General features: G+C 43.7%; 19 protein-coding genes. 12 read left to right on the forward strand and 7 right to left on the reverse strand.

Features of this window, described 5'->3' with window-relative positions; all coding sequences use genetic code 11:
* Window positions 1-17: 17 nt before the first annotated feature.
* Window positions 18-377: a DUF192 domain-containing protein gene (locus VM640_RS05445; RefSeq protein WP_325390407.1), complete on the forward strand. Its 360-nt coding sequence runs from the start codon at window positions 18-20 to the stop codon at window positions 375-377.
* Here the strand turns inward: VM640_RS05445 and VM640_RS05450 are convergent.
* Window positions 367-1,692, reverse strand: coding sequence for a M18 family aminopeptidase (locus VM640_RS05450; protein WP_325390408.1), 1,326 nt, complete (start codon window positions 1,690-1,692; stop codon window positions 367-369). The genes VM640_RS05445 and VM640_RS05450 overlap by 11 nt on opposite strands.
* 158 nt (window positions 1,693-1,850) lie before the next feature.
* Between VM640_RS05450 and VM640_RS05455 the strand changes: the two genes are divergently transcribed.
* From VM640_RS05455 to VM640_RS05495, 9 genes are all read left to right on the forward strand, one after another.
* Window positions 1,851-2,669 (forward strand): GNAT family N-acetyltransferase, encoded by an 819-nt coding sequence (locus VM640_RS05455; RefSeq protein WP_325390409.1) that lies wholly within the window; start codon window positions 1,851-1,853, stop codon window positions 2,667-2,669.
* A 538-nt stretch (window positions 2,670-3,207) separates the two neighbouring features.
* A complete protein-coding gene (locus VM640_RS05460) occupies window positions 3,208-4,089 on the forward strand; it encodes a DegV family protein (RefSeq protein WP_325390410.1) in 882 nt (293 codons plus the stop codon).
* A 27-nt stretch (window positions 4,090-4,116) separates the two neighbouring features.
* The gene (locus tag VM640_RS05465; protein WP_325390411.1) at window positions 4,117-5,874 is read left to right on the forward strand and encodes a phospho-sugar mutase; all 1,758 of its coding nucleotides are present in this window, start codon (window positions 4,117-4,119) and stop codon (window positions 5,872-5,874) included.
* Window positions 5,875-6,086: 212 nt separating this feature from the next.
* Complete coding sequence (locus VM640_RS05470) at window positions 6,087-7,037, forward strand: J domain-containing protein (protein ID WP_325390412.1); 951 nt, start codon at window positions 6,087-6,089, stop codon at window positions 7,035-7,037.
* Between the two features lie 67 nt (window positions 7,038-7,104).
* Window positions 7,105-9,693: an ATP-dependent chaperone ClpB gene (clpB, locus tag VM640_RS05475; protein ID WP_325390413.1), complete on the forward strand. Its 2,589-nt coding sequence runs from the start codon at window positions 7,105-7,107 to the stop codon at window positions 9,691-9,693.
* Between the two features lie 175 nt (window positions 9,694-9,868).
* Window positions 9,869-10,027, forward strand: coding sequence for a hypothetical protein (locus VM640_RS05480; protein ID WP_325390414.1), 159 nt, complete (start codon window positions 9,869-9,871; stop codon window positions 10,025-10,027).
* A 14-nt stretch (window positions 10,028-10,041) separates the two neighbouring features.
* Window positions 10,042-10,467, forward strand: a complete 426-nt coding sequence (lpdD, locus tag VM640_RS05485) for a prenylated flavin chaperone LpdD (protein ID WP_325390415.1) — start codon at window positions 10,042-10,044, stop codon at window positions 10,465-10,467.
* 121 nt (window positions 10,468-10,588) lie between these two features.
* Window positions 10,589-12,355, forward strand: a complete 1,767-nt coding sequence (locus VM640_RS05490) for a UbiD family decarboxylase (protein WP_325390416.1) — start codon at window positions 10,589-10,591, stop codon at window positions 12,353-12,355.
* A gap of 65 nt (window positions 12,356-12,420) precedes the next feature.
* On the forward strand, window positions 12,421-12,804 hold the full coding sequence (locus tag VM640_RS05495) for a putative signal transducing protein (RefSeq protein ID WP_325390417.1): 384 nt from the start codon (window positions 12,421-12,423) through the stop codon (window positions 12,802-12,804).
* Window positions 12,805-12,814: 10 nt separating this feature from the next.
* Here the strand turns inward: VM640_RS05495 and VM640_RS05500 are convergent, their stop codons facing one another.
* Window positions 12,815-13,315 carry a DivIVA domain-containing protein gene (locus VM640_RS05500; protein ID WP_325390497.1) on the reverse strand — a complete coding sequence of 167 codons (501 nt, stop codon included), beginning with the start codon at window positions 13,313-13,315 and terminating at the stop codon, window positions 12,815-12,817.
* Between the two features lie 199 nt (window positions 13,316-13,514).
* Between VM640_RS05500 and VM640_RS05505 the strand changes: the two genes are divergently transcribed.
* Window positions 13,515-13,724 (forward strand): hypothetical protein, encoded by a 210-nt coding sequence (locus tag VM640_RS05505; RefSeq protein ID WP_325390418.1) that lies wholly within the window; start codon window positions 13,515-13,517, stop codon window positions 13,722-13,724.
* Window positions 13,725-13,746: 22 nt separating this feature from the next.
* Window positions 13,747-13,944, forward strand: coding sequence for a spore coat protein (locus tag VM640_RS05510; RefSeq protein ID WP_325390419.1), 198 nt, complete (start codon window positions 13,747-13,749; stop codon window positions 13,942-13,944).
* Between the two features lie 106 nt (window positions 13,945-14,050).
* Here VM640_RS05510 and VM640_RS05515 read toward each other — a convergent pair whose 3' ends face one another.
* The 5 genes from VM640_RS05515 to ribD form a co-directional block, all read right to left on the reverse strand.
* Window positions 14,051-14,671 carry a sigma-70 family RNA polymerase sigma factor gene (locus tag VM640_RS05515; protein WP_325390420.1) on the reverse strand — a complete coding sequence of 207 codons (621 nt, stop codon included), beginning with the start codon at window positions 14,669-14,671 and terminating at the stop codon, window positions 14,051-14,053.
* A 124-nt stretch (window positions 14,672-14,795) separates the two neighbouring features.
* Window positions 14,796-15,257 (reverse strand): 6,7-dimethyl-8-ribityllumazine synthase, encoded by a 462-nt coding sequence (gene ribH / locus VM640_RS05520; RefSeq protein ID WP_325390421.1) that lies wholly within the window; start codon window positions 15,255-15,257, stop codon window positions 14,796-14,798.
* A gap of 57 nt (window positions 15,258-15,314) precedes the next feature.
* The gene (locus tag VM640_RS05525; RefSeq protein ID WP_325390422.1) at window positions 15,315-16,517 is read right to left on the reverse strand and encodes a bifunctional 3,4-dihydroxy-2-butanone-4-phosphate synthase/GTP cyclohydrolase II; all 1,203 of its coding nucleotides are present in this window, start codon (window positions 16,515-16,517) and stop codon (window positions 15,315-15,317) included.
* A gap of 28 nt (window positions 16,518-16,545) precedes the next feature.
* A complete protein-coding gene (locus VM640_RS05530) occupies window positions 16,546-17,196 on the reverse strand; it encodes a riboflavin synthase (RefSeq protein WP_325390423.1) in 651 nt (216 codons plus the stop codon).
* A gap of 24 nt (window positions 17,197-17,220) precedes the next feature.
* Entirely contained in the window at window positions 17,221-18,357 is a 1,137-nt protein-coding gene (gene ribD / locus VM640_RS05535) for a bifunctional diaminohydroxyphosphoribosylaminopyrimidine deaminase/5-amino-6-(5-phosphoribosylamino)uracil reductase RibD (RefSeq protein ID WP_325390424.1), read from the reverse strand.
* Window positions 18,358-18,404 lie beyond the last annotated feature (47 nt).

The raw sequence follows: 18,404 nt of genomic DNA on the forward strand, positions 1-18,404 counted from the left end.
GAAGGAGAGGTAAGCTTATGACATCGATTAGTCTCTTAAATTACCGTACAGGTGAGAGAATCGCCACTTCGGTTATCCTTGCCAATTCTTTCTGGCTCCGCCTGCGGGGATTGCTGGGTCGTCCACCCCTAAAGCCCTATGAAGGATTATGGCTGATACCCTGTCAGCAAGTGCACATGCTGGGGATGTACTATTCTTTATCTGTCTGGTTCATTAACCCCCAAGGAGAAGTCTGTCAGATTATCGATCAGTTGGACCCGGGTAAGATTTCTCCTCGGATCCAGGAATCTTCCTCAATTATCGAATTACCAGCTGGATGGGCAGAGAAAACGGGGACGCAAATTGGAGATACTCTTCTGCGTTCTGTTAATCCATGAAAAATTGTTTGAATACCTTACTCATAGCCAAGTGATCCTTGACTCCACCTAGTTCTCGAATTGAATGCATGCCCAAAAGCGAATTTCCGACATCAACCGAACGAATATCTAGGTGGGTCGTCGAAATTGGTCCGATTGTTGAGCCTCCTCGTTCGTCCGAGCGATTAACAAAGATTTGCACAGGAACCTGGGCTTCTTCACAGATTCCTCGAAAAATGGCAGTACTCTCAGCATCTGAGGTATAGCTCTGATTCGCACTCAGTTTAATCACTGGGCCTCCGTTTAACACTGGCTTATTCACCGGGTCATGCTTTTCCACTGCATTCGGATGGAGAGCATGGGCCATATCTGCGGAAATCATAAAAGACTGGGCCAGGGCCTGATAGTATTCTTCACGATTTTTACCCAAGGCCAGCATTATTCGTTCTAAGACAGAGGCCAGCAAAGGAGATGCAGCTCCTTGTTTCGAGGTGCTACCGACTTCTTCATTATCAAAACAGGCAAGTATTGATGTCACTTGATTACTCTCCGTTTGCGCAAGTGCCCAGGTTCCGGCCTGAACCATGGCTAAATCGTCAAGGCGACTACTCGAAATAAAATCCTGGTTCAGACCGATTATACTTCCGTTCTCATATTCAAAAAGAACCATATCAAAATCGATAATTTCCTCGGGAGCAACCTGCAGTAGCTCTGAGAAGTGATTGACTAAAACGTTCTCCTTCTCCAAGCCTTCTCCTAGCATACCCAAAAGCGGAAGAAGGTCTTTCTGTTTATTAAGCTCAAATCCCTCATTCACTTTATGATTTAAATGAATAGCAAGATTAGGAATGGTGAGCAGGGGACTAGGACTTTGGAAAAGAACGCTTTGCGGATGATAAGGAGATCTTCCTTTAAGAACGACACGCCCAGCCAAAGCGAGGGGACGATCGAGCCAGGTATTTAAGATCGGACCTCCGTAAGTCTCAACATTTAGCTTTACGTATTTTCCTTCAACCGGAATAATCGGAGAAGGCTTCAAACGAAACGTGGGGCTGTCTGTATGGGTACCGAGGATATGAAACCCTGCCTTTTCTGGTGAAGACTCACCAAGCACGATGGCAATTAATGCTGACCCATTCCGGCTGACAATATATTTTCCCTTTGGAAGAATTACCCACTTATCTTCGAATTTTAATTCCTTGAAACCCAAAGGTCCTAGATGCTCTTTAACACTTTGAACAGCATGGAAAGGAGAAGGGCTAGTCTTGATAAACTGCAAAAGGTCTTCAGCATGTTTAATTTCCTCTTGTGAAGCTTGAAATGATGAGTTAAGCATTAACATTGCACTCCTTTTTAATCTCTAACGCTCCACGATTCATCATAATTCTCTTTTGGCTTAGAGTCAAAATTCCTACCTTCTGAGCAGGAAAAACTGCTACCGAAGGCGAAGAAAATATATTAGGTTGAAATGAAATCTTTAAGGGGAATCCTAAGATGGTTGAGCTAACTACCCTTGAAGGCACTAACTCCTCGCTTTTGACGGAAGCTTGGAATCGATGCTGGCAAGGTTATTTTTACGAAATGTTTTTTACCGAGGAGAATCTGCGAATTTGGATTGGTCACGGAGAGATAGAGTTAAAACATTCTATCGCCCTGAAAGAGCAAGGTAAAATTGTAGGGTTCACCTTTCTCAGTCAAACTGGATCAGATGGCTGGATTGCTGGAACTGCTATAGATCCGCATTATCGTGGGCGAAAACTTTTTGCTCCTATGCTTCAAGCACAAATTAAGTTGGCTCATACTCTGGGATTGAAACGAATTTATCTAGAGGTGCTCTCCGATAATTATGCCCAACGCACTTATCAAGCCCTAGGGTTTAGATATGTTCGTGATCTCCACCTTTTTCGTTTAACTCCTGGAGTTTTGAACTTAGATCGTGCCCGCAGTCCATTCACTGATTTTCACCGTGAAGACCTATCTATTTATTTTCTAGCCCGGAAAAAGGCAAATTTCGTTCCCTCCTGGCAAAGACGCGCCCACTACCTTAAACGCTATACCTCAATTAACGCCTGGCTTAACTCGCAAGAAACCGCTGGTATGCTTTACGCTGGGGCGGAGGGAAGAATCCTTCTTGATGCCTGGGCTGCCTATGATGATTCAGCCCAAGAACTGCTCTCCTCGCTTAACGAGCGTGATTCGGGGAAATTCTCTCTAACGAATCAGCCCCAGGATCCTATAACGCGTATCTTGACTTTCGCGGGAATTCGTCCCAGTGCCATTTTATGTGAGATGGTCTGCGAAATTAATGATTAGAAGATGAAAATGAAACAGAATTATAATAATAATATAAGACAAAAAGAATATAAGGGTATTGATTTATGCGTAATAAAATGCTATACTATTTTTTAGTCTACAAGAAGACAATTATTTACATTTTGAGAGGAGGCATTACATGAGCGAAAATGAAAAGGTTATGATTGAAGCAATTCTTGCTTCGGTTGGTCTTGAGCCATTAAGAGTTCACGAATCAGGAAAAGCCACCAAAAAAATCTCCTAGAAAGGATCTGGTAAAGTGCCATTAACCCAGGCCAATCCAATTAAACGATTCTTCAGAGAGTAAAACGAGTTCCTAACTATGAGTTATGGAGCTCGTTTTTATTTATATATATTTCCAGGTCGCCTGCCCAGGCGAGGTGTATTTTTATCCACAGCGGGTACTCATTGGAGTACGTCATAAAGATCTTGAATTATGTAACGATTAGATCCAAATTAAAGGGGAAATATTACCGTAGAAGTATATATATGATATACTACGCTTAGTTATTTTTCTTCGTACGAAAGGGATGACGTGATGTTCAGTCAAGATAATAAGCCAGCCCCAAGAAATAAGATTGCCATAGTCACGGATAGCACCTGTGATCTTGAACCTGAGATTATCAGTCAATATGGAATACATGTCTTACCTTTGCATATTATTTATAAAGACCGAGAATATCGCGATCGTGTAGATATCACTCCACAAGAAGTTTATGATCACTTAGAAGAGGAAATCCCCAAAACTTCCTTACCTTCTCCAGCGGAGATTTATGAACTTTTTAACCGCTTGCACGACCAAGAATTTACGCATGTCTTAGCCATCCACATTTCCAGTGGACTCAGTGGAACCTACCAAACGGTAGCGACGATTGCTCAAGAATTTAAAGATATGGTGATTGAAGTTGTCGACTCTAAAACCCTTTCTTTCGGTCTTGGCTTTTCAGTTCTCGAAGCTGTCCGAGAGTATCAGCGCTCCTTTAACTTTGAAAAGGTTGTGGGTACTGCCAAAGAAGTCGTTGAGCATATTAAAGCCTACTATGTCGTTTCAACCTTAGAATACTTGAAAAAGGGAGGACGTATTGGTTATGTTGCCGGTACGCTTGGCGAATTACTTCATATTAAGCCCATAATCTCGATCAATCAGGAAGGTAAATATATTACCGTTACCAAAGTCCGAGGGCGAGAACAGTCCCTCCACAAGTTAGCTGGTATACTCAAAGAGCATGTCCGTGACACCCTTTCGAATGTAGCCATTGTTCATGGCGGTGCGGAACAAGAAGCGAGAAATCTCGAAAAGTTAGCACATGAACTTCCCAATATTAAAGAAGTTTTCTTTGGTCAGATCAGTCCGGCAATGGGAGTACACACTGGACCTGGTTTAGTAGGATTATTGGTATATCCAGTTCGCCAGCGCTAGATTCATCATGAAGGAGTCGTCAACAGTATGATTCAGGAACTCTATAAACTTTGGTCTGAGCATCCCTATTTTGATCTCGAAACGCGTCAAGAGTTGAAAACTTTAACGGATCCTTCAGAAATTGAAGACCGTTTCTATATGGATCTCGAGTTTGGGACAGGCGGCTTACGCGGGATTCTCGCTGCGGGTACGAATCGGATGAATATTTATGTCATTCGCAAAGCAACTCAGGGTCTTGCTGATACAATTCGCGAATATGGCAAGACAGGGATGGCCAAGGGAGTCGTCATTGCCTATGATTCTAGGCGTTTTTCCTTACGCTTTGCCCAAGAAGCTGCCTTAATTCTCGCTAAAAATGGTATAAGAGTCTATCTCTTTGATAACTTACGGCCGACCCCGGAGTTATCTTTTGCCGTTCGCTATCTGAAAGCTCAAGCGGGAATTGTGATTACGGCCAGCCACAATCCCAAAGAATATAACGGTTACAAGGTCTACTGGGAGGATGGAGGACAGGTTCCCCCAACTCAAGCGGACCGAATCTCGGAGCATATTTTAGCTCATGCAAGCTTTGTTGGTTTAGAACCTTTAACAGAACAAGAAGCGCGATCCCGAGGTTTGTTAATTTCGATCGGGGAAGAGATCGATCAAGCCTATCTATCTCAGGTTAAGAATTTAGCACTTTACCCTAATCTTGCTCGTAATGAAGGTTCTACACTCAAAATTGTCTACTCACCCTTACATGGAGCCGGTAATTTACTCGTTCGCAGAGTTTTGCAGGAACTCGGCTATACCTCAGTTTTCGTAGTTCCCGAGCAGGAAAAACCGGACCCGAACTTTTCCACAGTACCCTATCCTAACCCAGAGATCCCGTCAACCTTCGATCTAGCACGACGCTACGGTGAACTGAAACAGGCTGATCTACTTCTGGCAACTGACCCCGATTCAGATCGATTAGGAGTCGTTATTCGCAATCAAGAGGGGCAGTATGTTCAATTAACCGGTAACCAAGTCGGTGTTATTTTAGCCTATTATCTCATTTCCCAGAAGAAAGCTTTAGGAATTCTCCCACCTCAAGCAACCCTTATAAAAACGATCGCCTCAACCGACTTGGCGGATGCCTTAGCTTTGGATCTTGGCGTCCAAGTAGAGAATGTTCTAACCGGCTTCAAATTCATTGCCGAAAAGGAAAAAGAACTGGAAGAAGAAGGACGAGGCGATTTTCAATTTGGTTTTGAGGAAAGCTACGGCTATTTAGCCGGGCATTTCGTCCGCGATAAGGATGGGGTCATCGCAGCCATGCTGGTTGCCGAAGCTGCTCTTTACTATAAGCAAAAGGAACAACAAACTTTGCTCCAAGTTCTCGATAAAATTTATCAGGAGTACGGCTATTATGTTGAAGACCAAACTTCCATTACCCTAAAAGGTAAAGAAGGCAAGGCCGAAATGGAACAAATTATGGCAGGCTTACGGCACTCCGAGATCCGATCCTTTGCTGGAGTTCCCCTTGTACGGATCGATGATTATGAACTACGTATCGGTAAACACCTGAGTGGGGACGTGACAGACGATACCTATCCCTTAACTTTACCTCAGTCTGAAGTTCTCCGCTATGCCTTTAGTGGTGGTGGCTTTGTAATGGTTCGTCCCTCTGGAACTGAACCCAAAATTAAATTCTACTTTTCGATCCGCGGAACTCAACCTGAAACAGTTCGGATAACCCTTAATGAAGTCAAGGACGATTTATTAACAAAGGTAAGTCAGATTCTGGGGAAACCTCTCAATTAACCCAATTAAAATACCTAGTTTCAGCAACTCATCATTTAAAGCTCCCTTAAGGGAGCTTTTTTGCCTATCCTTGAAAAGAGAATAAAAATGCTTTTATATTCTTAACCTAAATCAAATGTCAGATAACTATCTGACCATCATTGACCTTTATATTTTAAAATACTATAATTAACTTAACGAATAGAATTTTACGAATGAAGGAGGGATGACTTATGGATTTTAAAGATTATTATTCTATTCTCGGTGTCTCGAAAGATGCTGATGATACTTCCATAAAAAAAGTCTATCAAAAGCTGGCTAAAAAATACCATCCAGATGTCAACCCTGGTAATAAAGAAGCAGAAGAAAAATTCAAGGAAGTTACGGAAGCTTACCAAGCAATTAGCGACCCGGAAAAACGTCGTAAATATGAAGAAGTACGACAAAACTATGAAGCTTGGCAAAAGCATGGTGGACAAGGGGATTATGACTGGAGTCGTTGGCAAGCACAGCCCGGTGAAGGAAGCCATACTCGGACAATGACTCCCGAAGAATTTGCCGCAATGTTTGGCGACTCAGGATGGGAGGGAAGCTTTTCCGGTTCAGGCGGAGGTTTCTCAGATTTTTTTTCAACCCTCTTTGGGATGGGAGATATAGAGCAAGGCCCACATCATCGTGGCCATCAAGCAGCACGTACTCAAACGAGGCAAGATCGTGAACTTAAAGTCAATATTTCGCTTGAAGAAGCATATCACGGAACAACCCGTGTAATTGATACCGGTGAAAAACGCCTTCAGGCTAAGATTCCGAAAGGAGTACGTTCAGGGTCAAAAGTGCGCCTTGCTGGACAAGGAATTTTCCTCCTCATTACCCTCGAACCCCACGCTGTGTATACAAGGGAAGGGGATGATCTAACAACTGATATTTCCGTGAATTTTTACAAGGCTGTTCTCGGCGGCGAAATAAAGGTTAGCACATTGGGCGGAGAAATCACGTTTAAGATCCCTCCACATACCCAGGGAAATACCAAATTCCGCCTCAAGGGCAAAGGAATGCCTCACCTCGAGAGCCCCAATCAGTTTGGTGACCTTTATGTCCATATTCAGCTCACCTTACCTTCTAACCTCGGAGGTGAAGAACGCTCAGCTCTCCAAGATTTAGCGACAAAATATCAACATCTATAAATCCCCACTTAGCAATTAGTACCTACGTTACTCTCCCATTATTTACATGAAAGGTTGTGAAATATTTATGGCTTTTGATACCAACCGTTTTACTCAAAAATCCCAAGAAGCAATAATTAACTCCCAGAACATAGCAGAACACAACGGTAATAGCGAAGTTGAGCCAGAGCATCTTCTGCTTGCTTTATTGGAACAAGAAGATGGAGTCGTACCCCAAGTCCTCACGAAACTCAACCTTGCGGTCGGAGCTTTGCAACAAAAAACCCGTGAGGCTATCAACAACTTTCCTCGGATGAGTGGAGGGAATGTGCAACTCACGATATCGTCTCGTTTAAGAACCGTCCTCGTCTCAGCCCATGATGAAATGGAAACCTTTAATGATGAGTACGTCAGTACTGAACATCTTTTACTGGCCCTTCTGAGTCGAGCGGGTGGTACAGTTGAGCAGATTCTGAAGCAAGCTGGTCTCAACCGAGAAAAACTCCTCCAAGCCCTCCGCGAAGTTCGTGGCAGTCAACGTGTAACCAGTCAAAATCCGGAAAACACTTACCGTGCCCTGGAGCAATACGGACGTGATCTGGTGGAACAAGCCCGCAGGGGTAAGCTCGATCCTGTGATCGGACGGGATGAAGAAATTCGTCGGGTGATTCAGATTCTTTCGCGTCGAACGAAAAACAATCCAGTTCTTATTGGCGAACCTGGTGTCGGCAAAACCGCAATTGTTGAAGGTCTTGCCCAGCGTATTGTGCGGGGAGACGTTCCCGAAACAGTGAAAGATAAGAAGCTTATTGCTCTAGATATGGGCTCACTAATTGCCGGAGCCAAATACCGAGGGGAATTTGAGGAACGTCTTAAAGCCGTACTCAAGGAAATTCAGGATCGCGATGATGTTATTCTCTTCATTGATGAATTACACACCGTGGTCGGCGCTGGTGCTGCTGAAGGAGCGATGGATGCCAGTAATATGCTTAAACCAATGCTGGCCCGTGGCGAACTTCGCCTGGTCGGAGCCACGACACTGGATGAGTATCGCAAGTATATCGAAAAAGATGCTGCTTTAGAACGCCGTTTTCAACCTGTCATTGTCGATGCGCCCAGTGTCGAAGATACAATATCCATCCTCCGCGGTCTGAAAGAACGCTATGAAAGGCACCATGGTGTACGCATCACAGATGGGGCGGTCATCGCCGCTGCGGTTCTCTCTGACCGTTATATCAGTGATCGTTTTCTCCCGGATAAGGCCATTGATCTAATCGACGAATCTGCTGCCCGCTTGCGGATGGAAATAACGAGTGACCCTTTCGAGCTGGATCAAATTAAACGCCGAGCTCTGCAGTTGGAAATTGAGCGTGAAGCCCTGAAAAAGGAAAAAGATGAGGCGAGTAAGGAACGGCTTGCTAAAATTGAAGAAGAGTTAGCCAACCTGAAAGAAGAAAAAAATGCACTTGAAGCCCAACTTCAAGGTGAACGGGAAGTTTTAACCCAAATTAAACAACATAAGGACGAACTTGATCAAGCACGCACCAACATGGAACAGGCCCAACAAGTCTATGATTACAATAAAGCAGCAGAGCTTCAATATGGTGTTATCCCTCGTCTGGAAAAAGAGCTGAAGGAATTAGATGAGCAGTTAACCGGGCGTAAAAATTCTTTGCTTAAACAGGAAGTTGACGAACAAGATATCGCCGAAGTTGTGGCTAAATGGACGCACGTTCCTGTTACCAAACTTCTGGAAAGTGAAATGGATAAGCTCGTGCACATGGAAGATCGACTTCATCAGCGTGTCATCGGACAGAGCGAGGCCGTCCGAGCTGTTTCTGACGCCGTTAGACGCGCACGTGCAGGCTTACAAGACCCTGACCGTCCTTTAGGATCATTTCTTTTTCTCGGACCAACCGGGGTCGGTAAAACTGAACTTGCGAAAGCTTTAGCTGAATTCCTTTTTGATGACGAACAAGCGATGATTCGGATTGATATGTCTGAGTATATGGAAAAGCATACAGTCTCACGTTTGATCGGTGCGCCTCCCGGTTACGTTGGGTATGAAGAAGGAGGGCAGCTGACTGAAGCAGTTCGTCGTAAACCTTACAGTGTTGTCTTATTCGATGAAATTGAAAAGGCTCACGGGGATGTCTTCAACGTTCTTCTGCAACTTCTCGACGATGGTCGTTTAACCGATGGTCAAGGGCGAGTCGTCAATTTTAAGAATACGGTTGTCATTCTGACGAGCAATATCGCCAGCCCTGCAATCCAAGAAATGACCCGTTCGGCCGCTTCGCAAGAAGAAATAAGAACACGAGTTTCGGAGGAACTCAAAAACTACTTCCGACCTGAGTTTCTTAATCGACTTGATGATATTATTGTTTTCCACCCACTCAGTCTCGAGCATATTGGACAGATTGTCAAGATTCAACTTCAACAACTTTATGAGCGACTGGCTGTTCGCAAGTTAACGCTAGAGTTGAGTGAGAATGCTCTCCAGCAACTTGCTCAAGAAGGCTATGATCCTATCTATGGAGCACGGCCTCTGAAACGCGTGATTCAACAACGCCTTCAAAACCCTCTGGCGCTGAAAATCCTCCAAGGAGAATTCAAGGAAGGACAGTCTATCCAAGTGGATGTAAACGCTGAAGGTTTCACGTTTACCGCGAATTAAGATTAATTACTCGCCAAAATAGGTAGTACTAAGACCGCATTATCTCTAAAATAATGCGGTCTTAGTATTACCTCCGCAGTAAAGAAACTTGCAGTTGCTTGTTTCTCAGTATAAACTAATAATTGAAACTCTTTCTAGGATCAAATATCACTTGCTTAAGTGAGGAGTATGGTTTATGCAGAGAAATAAATTTGAAATGCTCTTTTTTCTCCTTGTTATTATCTTTATCTTTTTCTCTAGCCACCTTAATCCAACAATTAACCTGACCATTACTGGAATCTTACTGGTCCTAATCTTTGTTTATCGCGCTCGCTCCAATAAAAATAAGAAATGAAGAAAGGAACTAAGATGCCCCAAACGCAAAGTTCCAAGCCTTTCCCGTCCTGGACTTTTCAATCTGGGACAGGACGCTTTTACCTGGCTCTAGAATTATGGGATACCGGGAACGGTCTTCAGGGGTTGCTGACTGGGGGTGAAAAACCTCATATTGGTGGCGTCGTGCTTGCGGTACCGCGTCCAAGCTTAAGCGGGGAAGGGTGGAGTGCTGATCTCTATCTCACGCCGGTACCAAACCATAAAGATATTGATTTCGCCAGTCCACTCGCGGATTCCTTAGCCAGGTTAAGTCACTTTCCCGTCGTTATGACTGCAGGCGTTCATTCCGATTCTTTTACCCCAGAAGAAATCAAGCACCTTAAGACGGATTTTACAATGCTGATGCAGCAGGCTCTACAAGAGCTTGAAGACTATTTCTCCTCAAATGCCAACAAATAAAGAAAACTTGGCTTGCGCCAAGCCTCTGGCCTAGGCGGAAGCCTTAGTTGCACTTATGCTATCTGCCCAAAACTTATACTTCCTGTTAGTAAAATAAAGACTGTGAGGTTACATAACGCCGATGCATGCAAATTTACGCAGTTTTCTGGATACCTTACGCCAGGAAAAACAACTAATCGAGATCGAAACTGAAGTTGACCCTTATTTAGAGCTTGCTGAAATTCACCGTCGAGTTATTGAAGAGGAAGGACCTGCTCTCTTTTTTAAAAAGGTCAAGGGTAGCCCTTTTCCTGTCGTGACGAACCTTTTCGGTACTCGGCACAGGGTTGACTTAGCCGTTGGCCCTAAACCCGAAGCAACGGTGAATCGAGCTGTTCAGGCTTTAAATCGTTTAATGCCCCCAAAAGTTCAAACGCTCTGGCAAGAAAAGGATTGGATTTTACCGTTAGCTAAAATAGGGATGACCAAAGTACTACCTTCACGTGCACCTCTCCTAGAGGTGCAGGAGAAGGATGTGAACCTTAATAAGCTTCCGGTTCTGACCAGTTGGCCGAAGGATGGTGGTCCTTTTGTAACCTTACCCCTTGTCTACACCGAGCATCCTATAACGCATGAACATAATTTAGGGATGTATCGTATTCAAATTCATGGGCCTCAGCAAACAGGAATACACTGGCAGATCCATAAGGGCGGCGGCTTTCATTATTACGAAGCGGAACAATTGGGACGAGATCTTCCGACCACGTTATTCTTAGGGGGACCACCCGCTTTGATTTTATCTGCAGTTGCCCCTCTTCCAGAAATGCTGCCTGAGCTTTTGCTGACATCTTTTATGATGGGGGAAAAACTTTCTCAAGTTCAAGTCCCTAATCATCCTCATCCGTTAATTTCCGAGGCAGAGTTTGCTTTTTGTGGCACAGTCCCAGCGCACCTACGTAAACCTGAGGGACCTTTCGGTGATCACTACGGGTATTATTCCTTGCAGCATGATTTTCCGGTTTTTAATATCCATACCATGTATCACCGTAAAGATGCGATCTATCCAGCCACCATTGTCGGTAAGCCCCGTCAAGAGGATTATTTCATTGGAGAATACTTTCAAGACCTCTTATCTCCAATGTATCCCTTAGTCATGCCAGGGGTTAAATCCTTGTGGGATTATGCTGAAACAGGATTTCACTCCTTGGCAGCAGCTGTTGTTCGGGAAAGTTATCACCGTGAAGCTTTAGGCCATGCCTTCCGGATCTTAGGGGAGGGTCTACTGACCTTAACTAAATTTTTGATTCTTACCGATATACCGGTAGATCTCCGGAATTTCCCTCAACTGCTTGAGACTGTTCTTAAACGTTTTGAACCGGAAAACGATCTCTTGATTATCCCCGAAACTTCAATGGATACGCTCGACTATACTGGACGCAAGTTAAATCATGGGAGTAAGGCCATTATGCTGGGATTAGGTGAGCCAAAGCGAGACCTACCTGCCGCTTATACCGAGGAACTTCCCTTCGGTACGATTCGTGCTCAAGCCTTCTGTCCAGGTTGCCTAATGCTTAGTGGTCCTGGATTTACGGATAATCAGCAGTGGGCTGAAGAAATTCTTCAACATGAAAGTGCTGAGAACTTAAAAGAATGGCCTCTGATTGTTTTACTTGATGATCTCAATTTGGCTTCTAGCTCTTCCGGATTTCTATGGCAAGTCTTTACGCGTTTCGACCCAGCTCATGATATTTATGCTCGGACTGAACTCAATCATCATCGAGTGACTTATCATGGTCCCATTTTAATCGACGCTCGGATGAAACCCGACTACCCAGGTGAAGTTATTCCAGCCCAAGAAACAGTAGACCTCGTCAATCGGCGTTGGCAAGAATATAATATTAAGTGGTAAAGACAACTAAGGCTTAGCAGAAATTTGCCAAGCCTTTTGTCCAGTTAAGATAGGGGAGAGGAACAATGTGGTCTTATCTTATTACTGTCAACAGCGATATCGAAGCTGATATTATCAATGGACTTCTTGAGGAAGCCCAAATACAGATCCAAAAAAAATACCCAGGTTCCGGCAATTTAAGGGCTTCTTACGGAATCATCAATGGGGTCGAACTCTGGGTTCCTAGCGAAGATTTGGAGGAGGCTCGAGAATTACTTACAACACTTCCCCAAGACTCAGAGAGTAGCTTCGAAAGTTCGACCGATTTCTCCGAAGAGTTCAAACCCGAACTTTATCCTCCTGATTTAGACGAGCTAAGCCCTAAAGGGCTTTTTGCTAAACCCGCCTCAATAAGCTTCATACTAATCATATTGATCCTTCTTTATTGGCTAATTAAGGGATTTGATTAATATTACTTTTTTAAAACTTCAAGGTCAGGCGAAGAACTTCAAGTTGAGCGGAGGCCTTTTCCATCCGTTGCCCCAACTCTTCTTTTTCTAGAGTAAGTTCTGAAACTCGTTCCTCTAAACGCATCAGGGATTCCTGAGCATGTACCTCTTCTTCCTTGAGTTCAGCTACCCTTTGTTCAGCTCGTTGTGTGGTCTCACTAAAAATAGTTTCCGCCTCAGTTTTAGCGTTTTCTAAAAGCAACTGAGCATCTTGTTCAGCATTTTCTTTAACTTGACTGGCCACGCGTTGGGTACTGAGTAAGGCATCTCGCAGGTCTCTATCCACTTCTTCATAAGACTTTAAACGATTTCCCCATTCTTTATTTTGTTCGCGCAAACTATTGATTTGTAAGCGGAGTTCGCTATTGGCGGCATTGGCCTCAGATAAACTATGCTGAATTTCTGCATAAGCTTTATCCACTTCTTCAGGGTCATATCCACGCATAACTTTTTTAAAACTAAAGGATTCCATTAATTTCACCAGCCCTTTAACAAATTTCTTAAAACAAGATTAATATTCTTTTAATTTTTTATATTTCCTTTATTATTTTATCATGTTCGACTTTTTCAGGATAGCATAAAATTTTGCGACTAAAACTTTGTATGCATAAATTAAAGTGCATCTACACACCCTGTATATGAAGTTTAAACCTTAAAAGGGGGATAGGGCAATGCAATATAATGAAGCGGAACTGAAAACTATCTTAGATGAAGGAATGGTGACACGTAGCCTAATTGAAACTGAGACCGCCATGAAAAAATGCCATCTTTACAACGAAATGGCTACCGATCCTGCGATCAAATCTTTTTTCAAAGAACAAGCTAAGGGGCTTGAAGATGTCATGAATATCTTCAAAAATAGTATGGCTGATTTGAAATAAGGGCTGGAAAGGAGAGAATGGTATGAATATGTTTACTGATCTTGATATGCTCTACGATTATGAAAAAGATGCTGCCAGTGCTGCAACAGGGTATATGACTTTAGCAACACGCGCCCATCATAACGAACTGAGAGACAACTATCTACGGTTAGCCAATGAAGCAACAAATGCTCATTCAAAAGTTAGTAAATTGATTACGAAAGCTGGGGGCATCGCTTAATTGTTTTCATTATCTTCCTAAAAAATACAAAAAGGGGAGAGCATCGAATCTTTAGTTTCGATGCTCTCCTTTTTCGGTTAAGTTTCCTTACCGCCTTTAGCTGTCTTTAACTCACAGCTTGACGTGAACGGTAAGCTATCGTTTTACGACGAATTCTCTGGATTGCGTTGTCTAAGGACTTAGTGCTCATACCAAACTGTTGCGTCACTTCGCACTGTTTCATCCCTACGACGAAATGATAGCGAAATACGGTTAGCTCCAAGTTGGAAAATTCACGCGTCAATTCACGAATAAAGGATTGTGCTTCATCAACCGCTATGATTATGGACTCCGGATCCTCAATATTAGGAATAATATTAAGGAAACTTTCATCCTGCTCCTCAGCCAGGGTATTATTCAGGGAGAAGGCCTTATTTAAATTAAGGTGTTTTTGCCGGTTATAGGCCCGTAAACTATCAATTAGCTTGCGTTTAATCACCATGCGTACAAAATGTAAGAAAGGAATCTCAGCATTCGGGTTATACGATATAATCGCTTTATAGATAGCAATGCGTCCTTCTTGAAGCAAGTCTTCGTAATCTGCTCGCGGTAAAAAATACTTACAGGCAATCTTCCGAATCTCGGGCTCATAATACTCAATCAGCTGATTCATCGCCAGCTGATCTCCAAAGCGCGCAGCTTCAAGCTTTTGATTATCCTGGCCCGTCTGTCCCTTTTGTGAAGCCATAACGCTCATCTCCTTGTTAAAAAAAATACCTTACCTTAAGAGTCTAAGAAACTAGCACTCTTTTGGCAAGGTATCTTTTAGTGGAGATTTACTCTCATAATGTCATTTATTCCTGAATTTACCTTCAAAGTTGTTTCAGTACGTTTGCGGTTTCAATTGCGGTCACGGCAGCATCATAGCCTTTATTTCCGCCTTTAGTACCCGCGCGTTCAATCGCCTGTTCAATTGAGTCTGTCGTCAATACGCCAAAAATCACCGGCATATGAGTCGCCAAGCCGACGTTGGCAACGCCTTTACTGACTTCAGAGCTTACATACTCAAAATGAGGGGTAGCTCCACGAATAACAGCCCCTAAACAAATCACAGCATCGTAACGCTTGCTTTCTGCTAGTCTTTGAGCAACTAATGGGAGTTCAAAGGCTCCTGGCACCCAAACGAGTTCTACATCTTCTTCTTCAGCTCCATGTCGGGTTAACGCATCTAACGCTCCACTAACAAGCTTACCCGTGATAAACTCGTTAAAGCGCGCAACGACAATACCAAATTTCAATCCTTTAGCCATCAAATTTCCTTCATAGGTTTTCATGATTCAATCATCCTTCCACTCATAAACTCGTAAACTTCTAATCTTTAATTTGATAATTTAAAGAACCTCATTCAAAAGATGACCCATTTTTGATTTCTTTGTTGTCATATAACGTTTATTCTCAGGCTTAACTGGCATTTCTATCGGTACGCGTTCAACAACTTCTAAGCCGTAGGCTTCTAGACCCACAATTTTACGCGGATTGTTCGTGAGTAACCGTAATTCTTTAATTCCTAAATCTGCGAGGATCTGGGCTCCAACCCCATAATCTCTGAGGTCAGGAGGAAAACCTAAGGCAATGTTAGCTTCGACTGTATCTTTCCCTTCTTCCTGAAGCTTATAAGCTCGTAATTTATTGAGTAAGCCGATTCCCCGGCCCTCCTGGCGCATATAAAGAAAAACTCCGCGACCTTCAGCTTCAATCTCTTCCATCGCTGCCGTTAACTGATCTCCACAATCACAACGACGAGAATGGAAGACATCTCCGGTCAAACATTCAGAATGGACACGAACCAACACTGGTTCTCCATCGTCGACTTTGCCTTTAACTAAAGCTATATGCTCTTGGCCATCCAATAAGCTGCGGTAACCCACCGCTTCAAAATCCCCATAATCTGTAGGCAGATGGACACTTTGAACCCGCTCAACTAGGAGCTCCGTCTTTCGGCGATAACGAATCAACTCCTCAATCGTCACAATTTTTAGGCCATGCTTGTCGACAAACTTCATCAACTCAGGTACTCTGGCCATAGTCCCATCAGCATTCATAATCTCGCAAATAACTCCTGCCGGTTCCAAACCCGCTAGACGGGCGAGATCGACTGAACCTTCCGTATGACCAGCGCGTACCAGAACTCCTCCATCGCGAGCCCGCAAGGGGAAGATGTGCCCCGGCTGGTGGAGGTTTTCGGGTTTACTGTGCGGATTCGCTAAAACTGCCACTGTTGCTGCGCGCTCAAAGGCAGATATCCCGGTAGTGCTGTCATCACTATCCACACTAACAGTAAACGCCGTTCCCTTTGGATCGGTATTATGCTCAACCATTTGATCCAAATTCAAAGCGCTCAGTCGTTCAGCAATCATTGGCACGCACACTAGCCCGCGGGCATTCGTAACCATAAAATTAATCGCTTCGGGCGTTACTTTTTCCGCCGCCATCACTAGGTCTCCTTCGTTTTCCCGGTCTTCATCATCCACCACAACAATCATATGACCTTGACGAATCTCTTCAATGGCTTCTTCTATCGTGCTAAATCCCATGACTATCACTCCTCATTAAATGCTTATTTTAGAGAAACCCATGTTGGGCTAAAAACTCCATTGATAAATCCTTACGTTCTTGTGGATCAGACTGATTTTCTAAAAAACGTGCGACATATTTACCAATTAAATCAGTTTCAAGATTAACTTTTGATCCCACACCTTTAATTCCCAAGGTCGTTTCCTGTCGTGTATGGGGAATCAAGGAAACCGAAAATCCTTGTTGATTAACCTTAACCACCGTTAAGGAAATTCCGTCAATGGAAATCGAACCCTTTGGCAAAATGTAATGAGTTAAGGAAGGTGAGGTTGTAATCTCAAAAACCTCAGCAATTCCGACTTTCATCTTTTTTTGGATAGTCCCAACTCCATCCACATGTCCACTCACTAGATGGCCACCCAAGCGCGTTGAAAGCTGCAGTGCTCGTTCGAGATTAACTTTACTACCCCGAGCTAATTCTTCTAAATTTGTTTTCTGTAGAGTTTCAGCCATTACATCTACAGTAAAGCGAGTATCCTGAAGTTTCACAACCGTTAAACAAACCCCATTGACTGAAATACTGTCTCCAATCTGCGTATTTTTCAATACCTTTTGGGCCCCAATTGTCAAGTAGGCGGCATTAGGAAGAATCTGTAGATCAGCAATTGTTCCTAATTCTTCAATAATCCCTGTAAACAAAAGAGCACCTCCTTAATCCTTCATTTAACTCAACTTCTTTACGCGTGCCCGTACTCGGAGATCTCCAGTTTCCAGGCTAACTTCCTCAATTTCTAACGGGATCGCTTCAGCCATCTTAGCGATTTTCAGGCCAGTTAAAGGAGAAGGGCCATTTCCGCCGATTAATTTGGGGGCGAAGAAAAATACCACTTCATCCACTAATTCTGACTGAAATAAGGCTCCAGCTAATCCCCCGCCACCTTCGAGTAACACACTGTTCCAGCCTCGAGCCACAAGATCGCGCATTAAATTCTGTAAAGGTACGTGCCGAGGTACTGGATATTGCCAGACTTCAACTTGGGGAAATTCTTTCAAGACCTCAAGTTTTTCCTGAGAAGCTGATTGTGAAGTCGCGATTATGCAGGGTGCTGAAGAAAGAGGGGAAAGGATTTTTGCTTCCAGTGGAAGCCTCAAGGCCCCATCAACAATAACCCTGACCGGATCACGCCCCCCGGACAGCCGACACGTGAGAGCCGGATTATCCTTAAGTACTGTTTCGCTTCCTACGAGAATAACATCCAATTGATTTCTTAATTCATGCGCATAGCGTCGTGAAGATTCATTGCTAATCCAGCGGGAATCTCCCGTCTCAGTTGCAATTTTCCCATCTAAAGTTGAAGCCGCCTTATAAACGAGATAGGGGAGACCGGTTTGAACTGCTTTCAGAAAGGGCAAATTCAGTTTTCCGGCCTCGTCTGCGCATAAACCTACTTCGATTTGGATTCCTGCTCCCCGTAAACGCTTGATTCCTTCACCGCTAACGCGAGGATTAGGATCTTGCATTGCCACAACAGCTCTTTGAATTCCTGCTTTAATTAGAGCATCCGCGCAGGGTGGAGTTCTGCCGAAATGCGAGCAAGGCTCCAGGGTAACATAAGCGGTCGCACCCCGAGCATTTTCTCCTGCTTGTTCCAAGGCATGTACTTCAGCATGGGGGGTACCTGCCTGATGATGAAATCCTTCCCCCATAACCATATTGTTTTTAACAATCAAACAACCGACTAAGGGGTTTGGACTTGTGCGCCCGACCGCTTGAGTAGCCAGTTGCAAAGCACGACGCATATATTTTTCATCATTACCATCAATATTATTATTATTATTAATCGTTGAATCATCAATCATAGAACTTCCCTCTAAATCTTCTAATTTAACTAGTTTCCCCGTTTGGG

It is taken from the genome of Desulfitobacterium sp. (assembly GCF_035539115.1).
Taxonomy (GTDB): Bacteria; Bacillota; Desulfitobacteriia; order Desulfitobacteriales; family Desulfitobacteriaceae; genus Desulfitobacterium_A.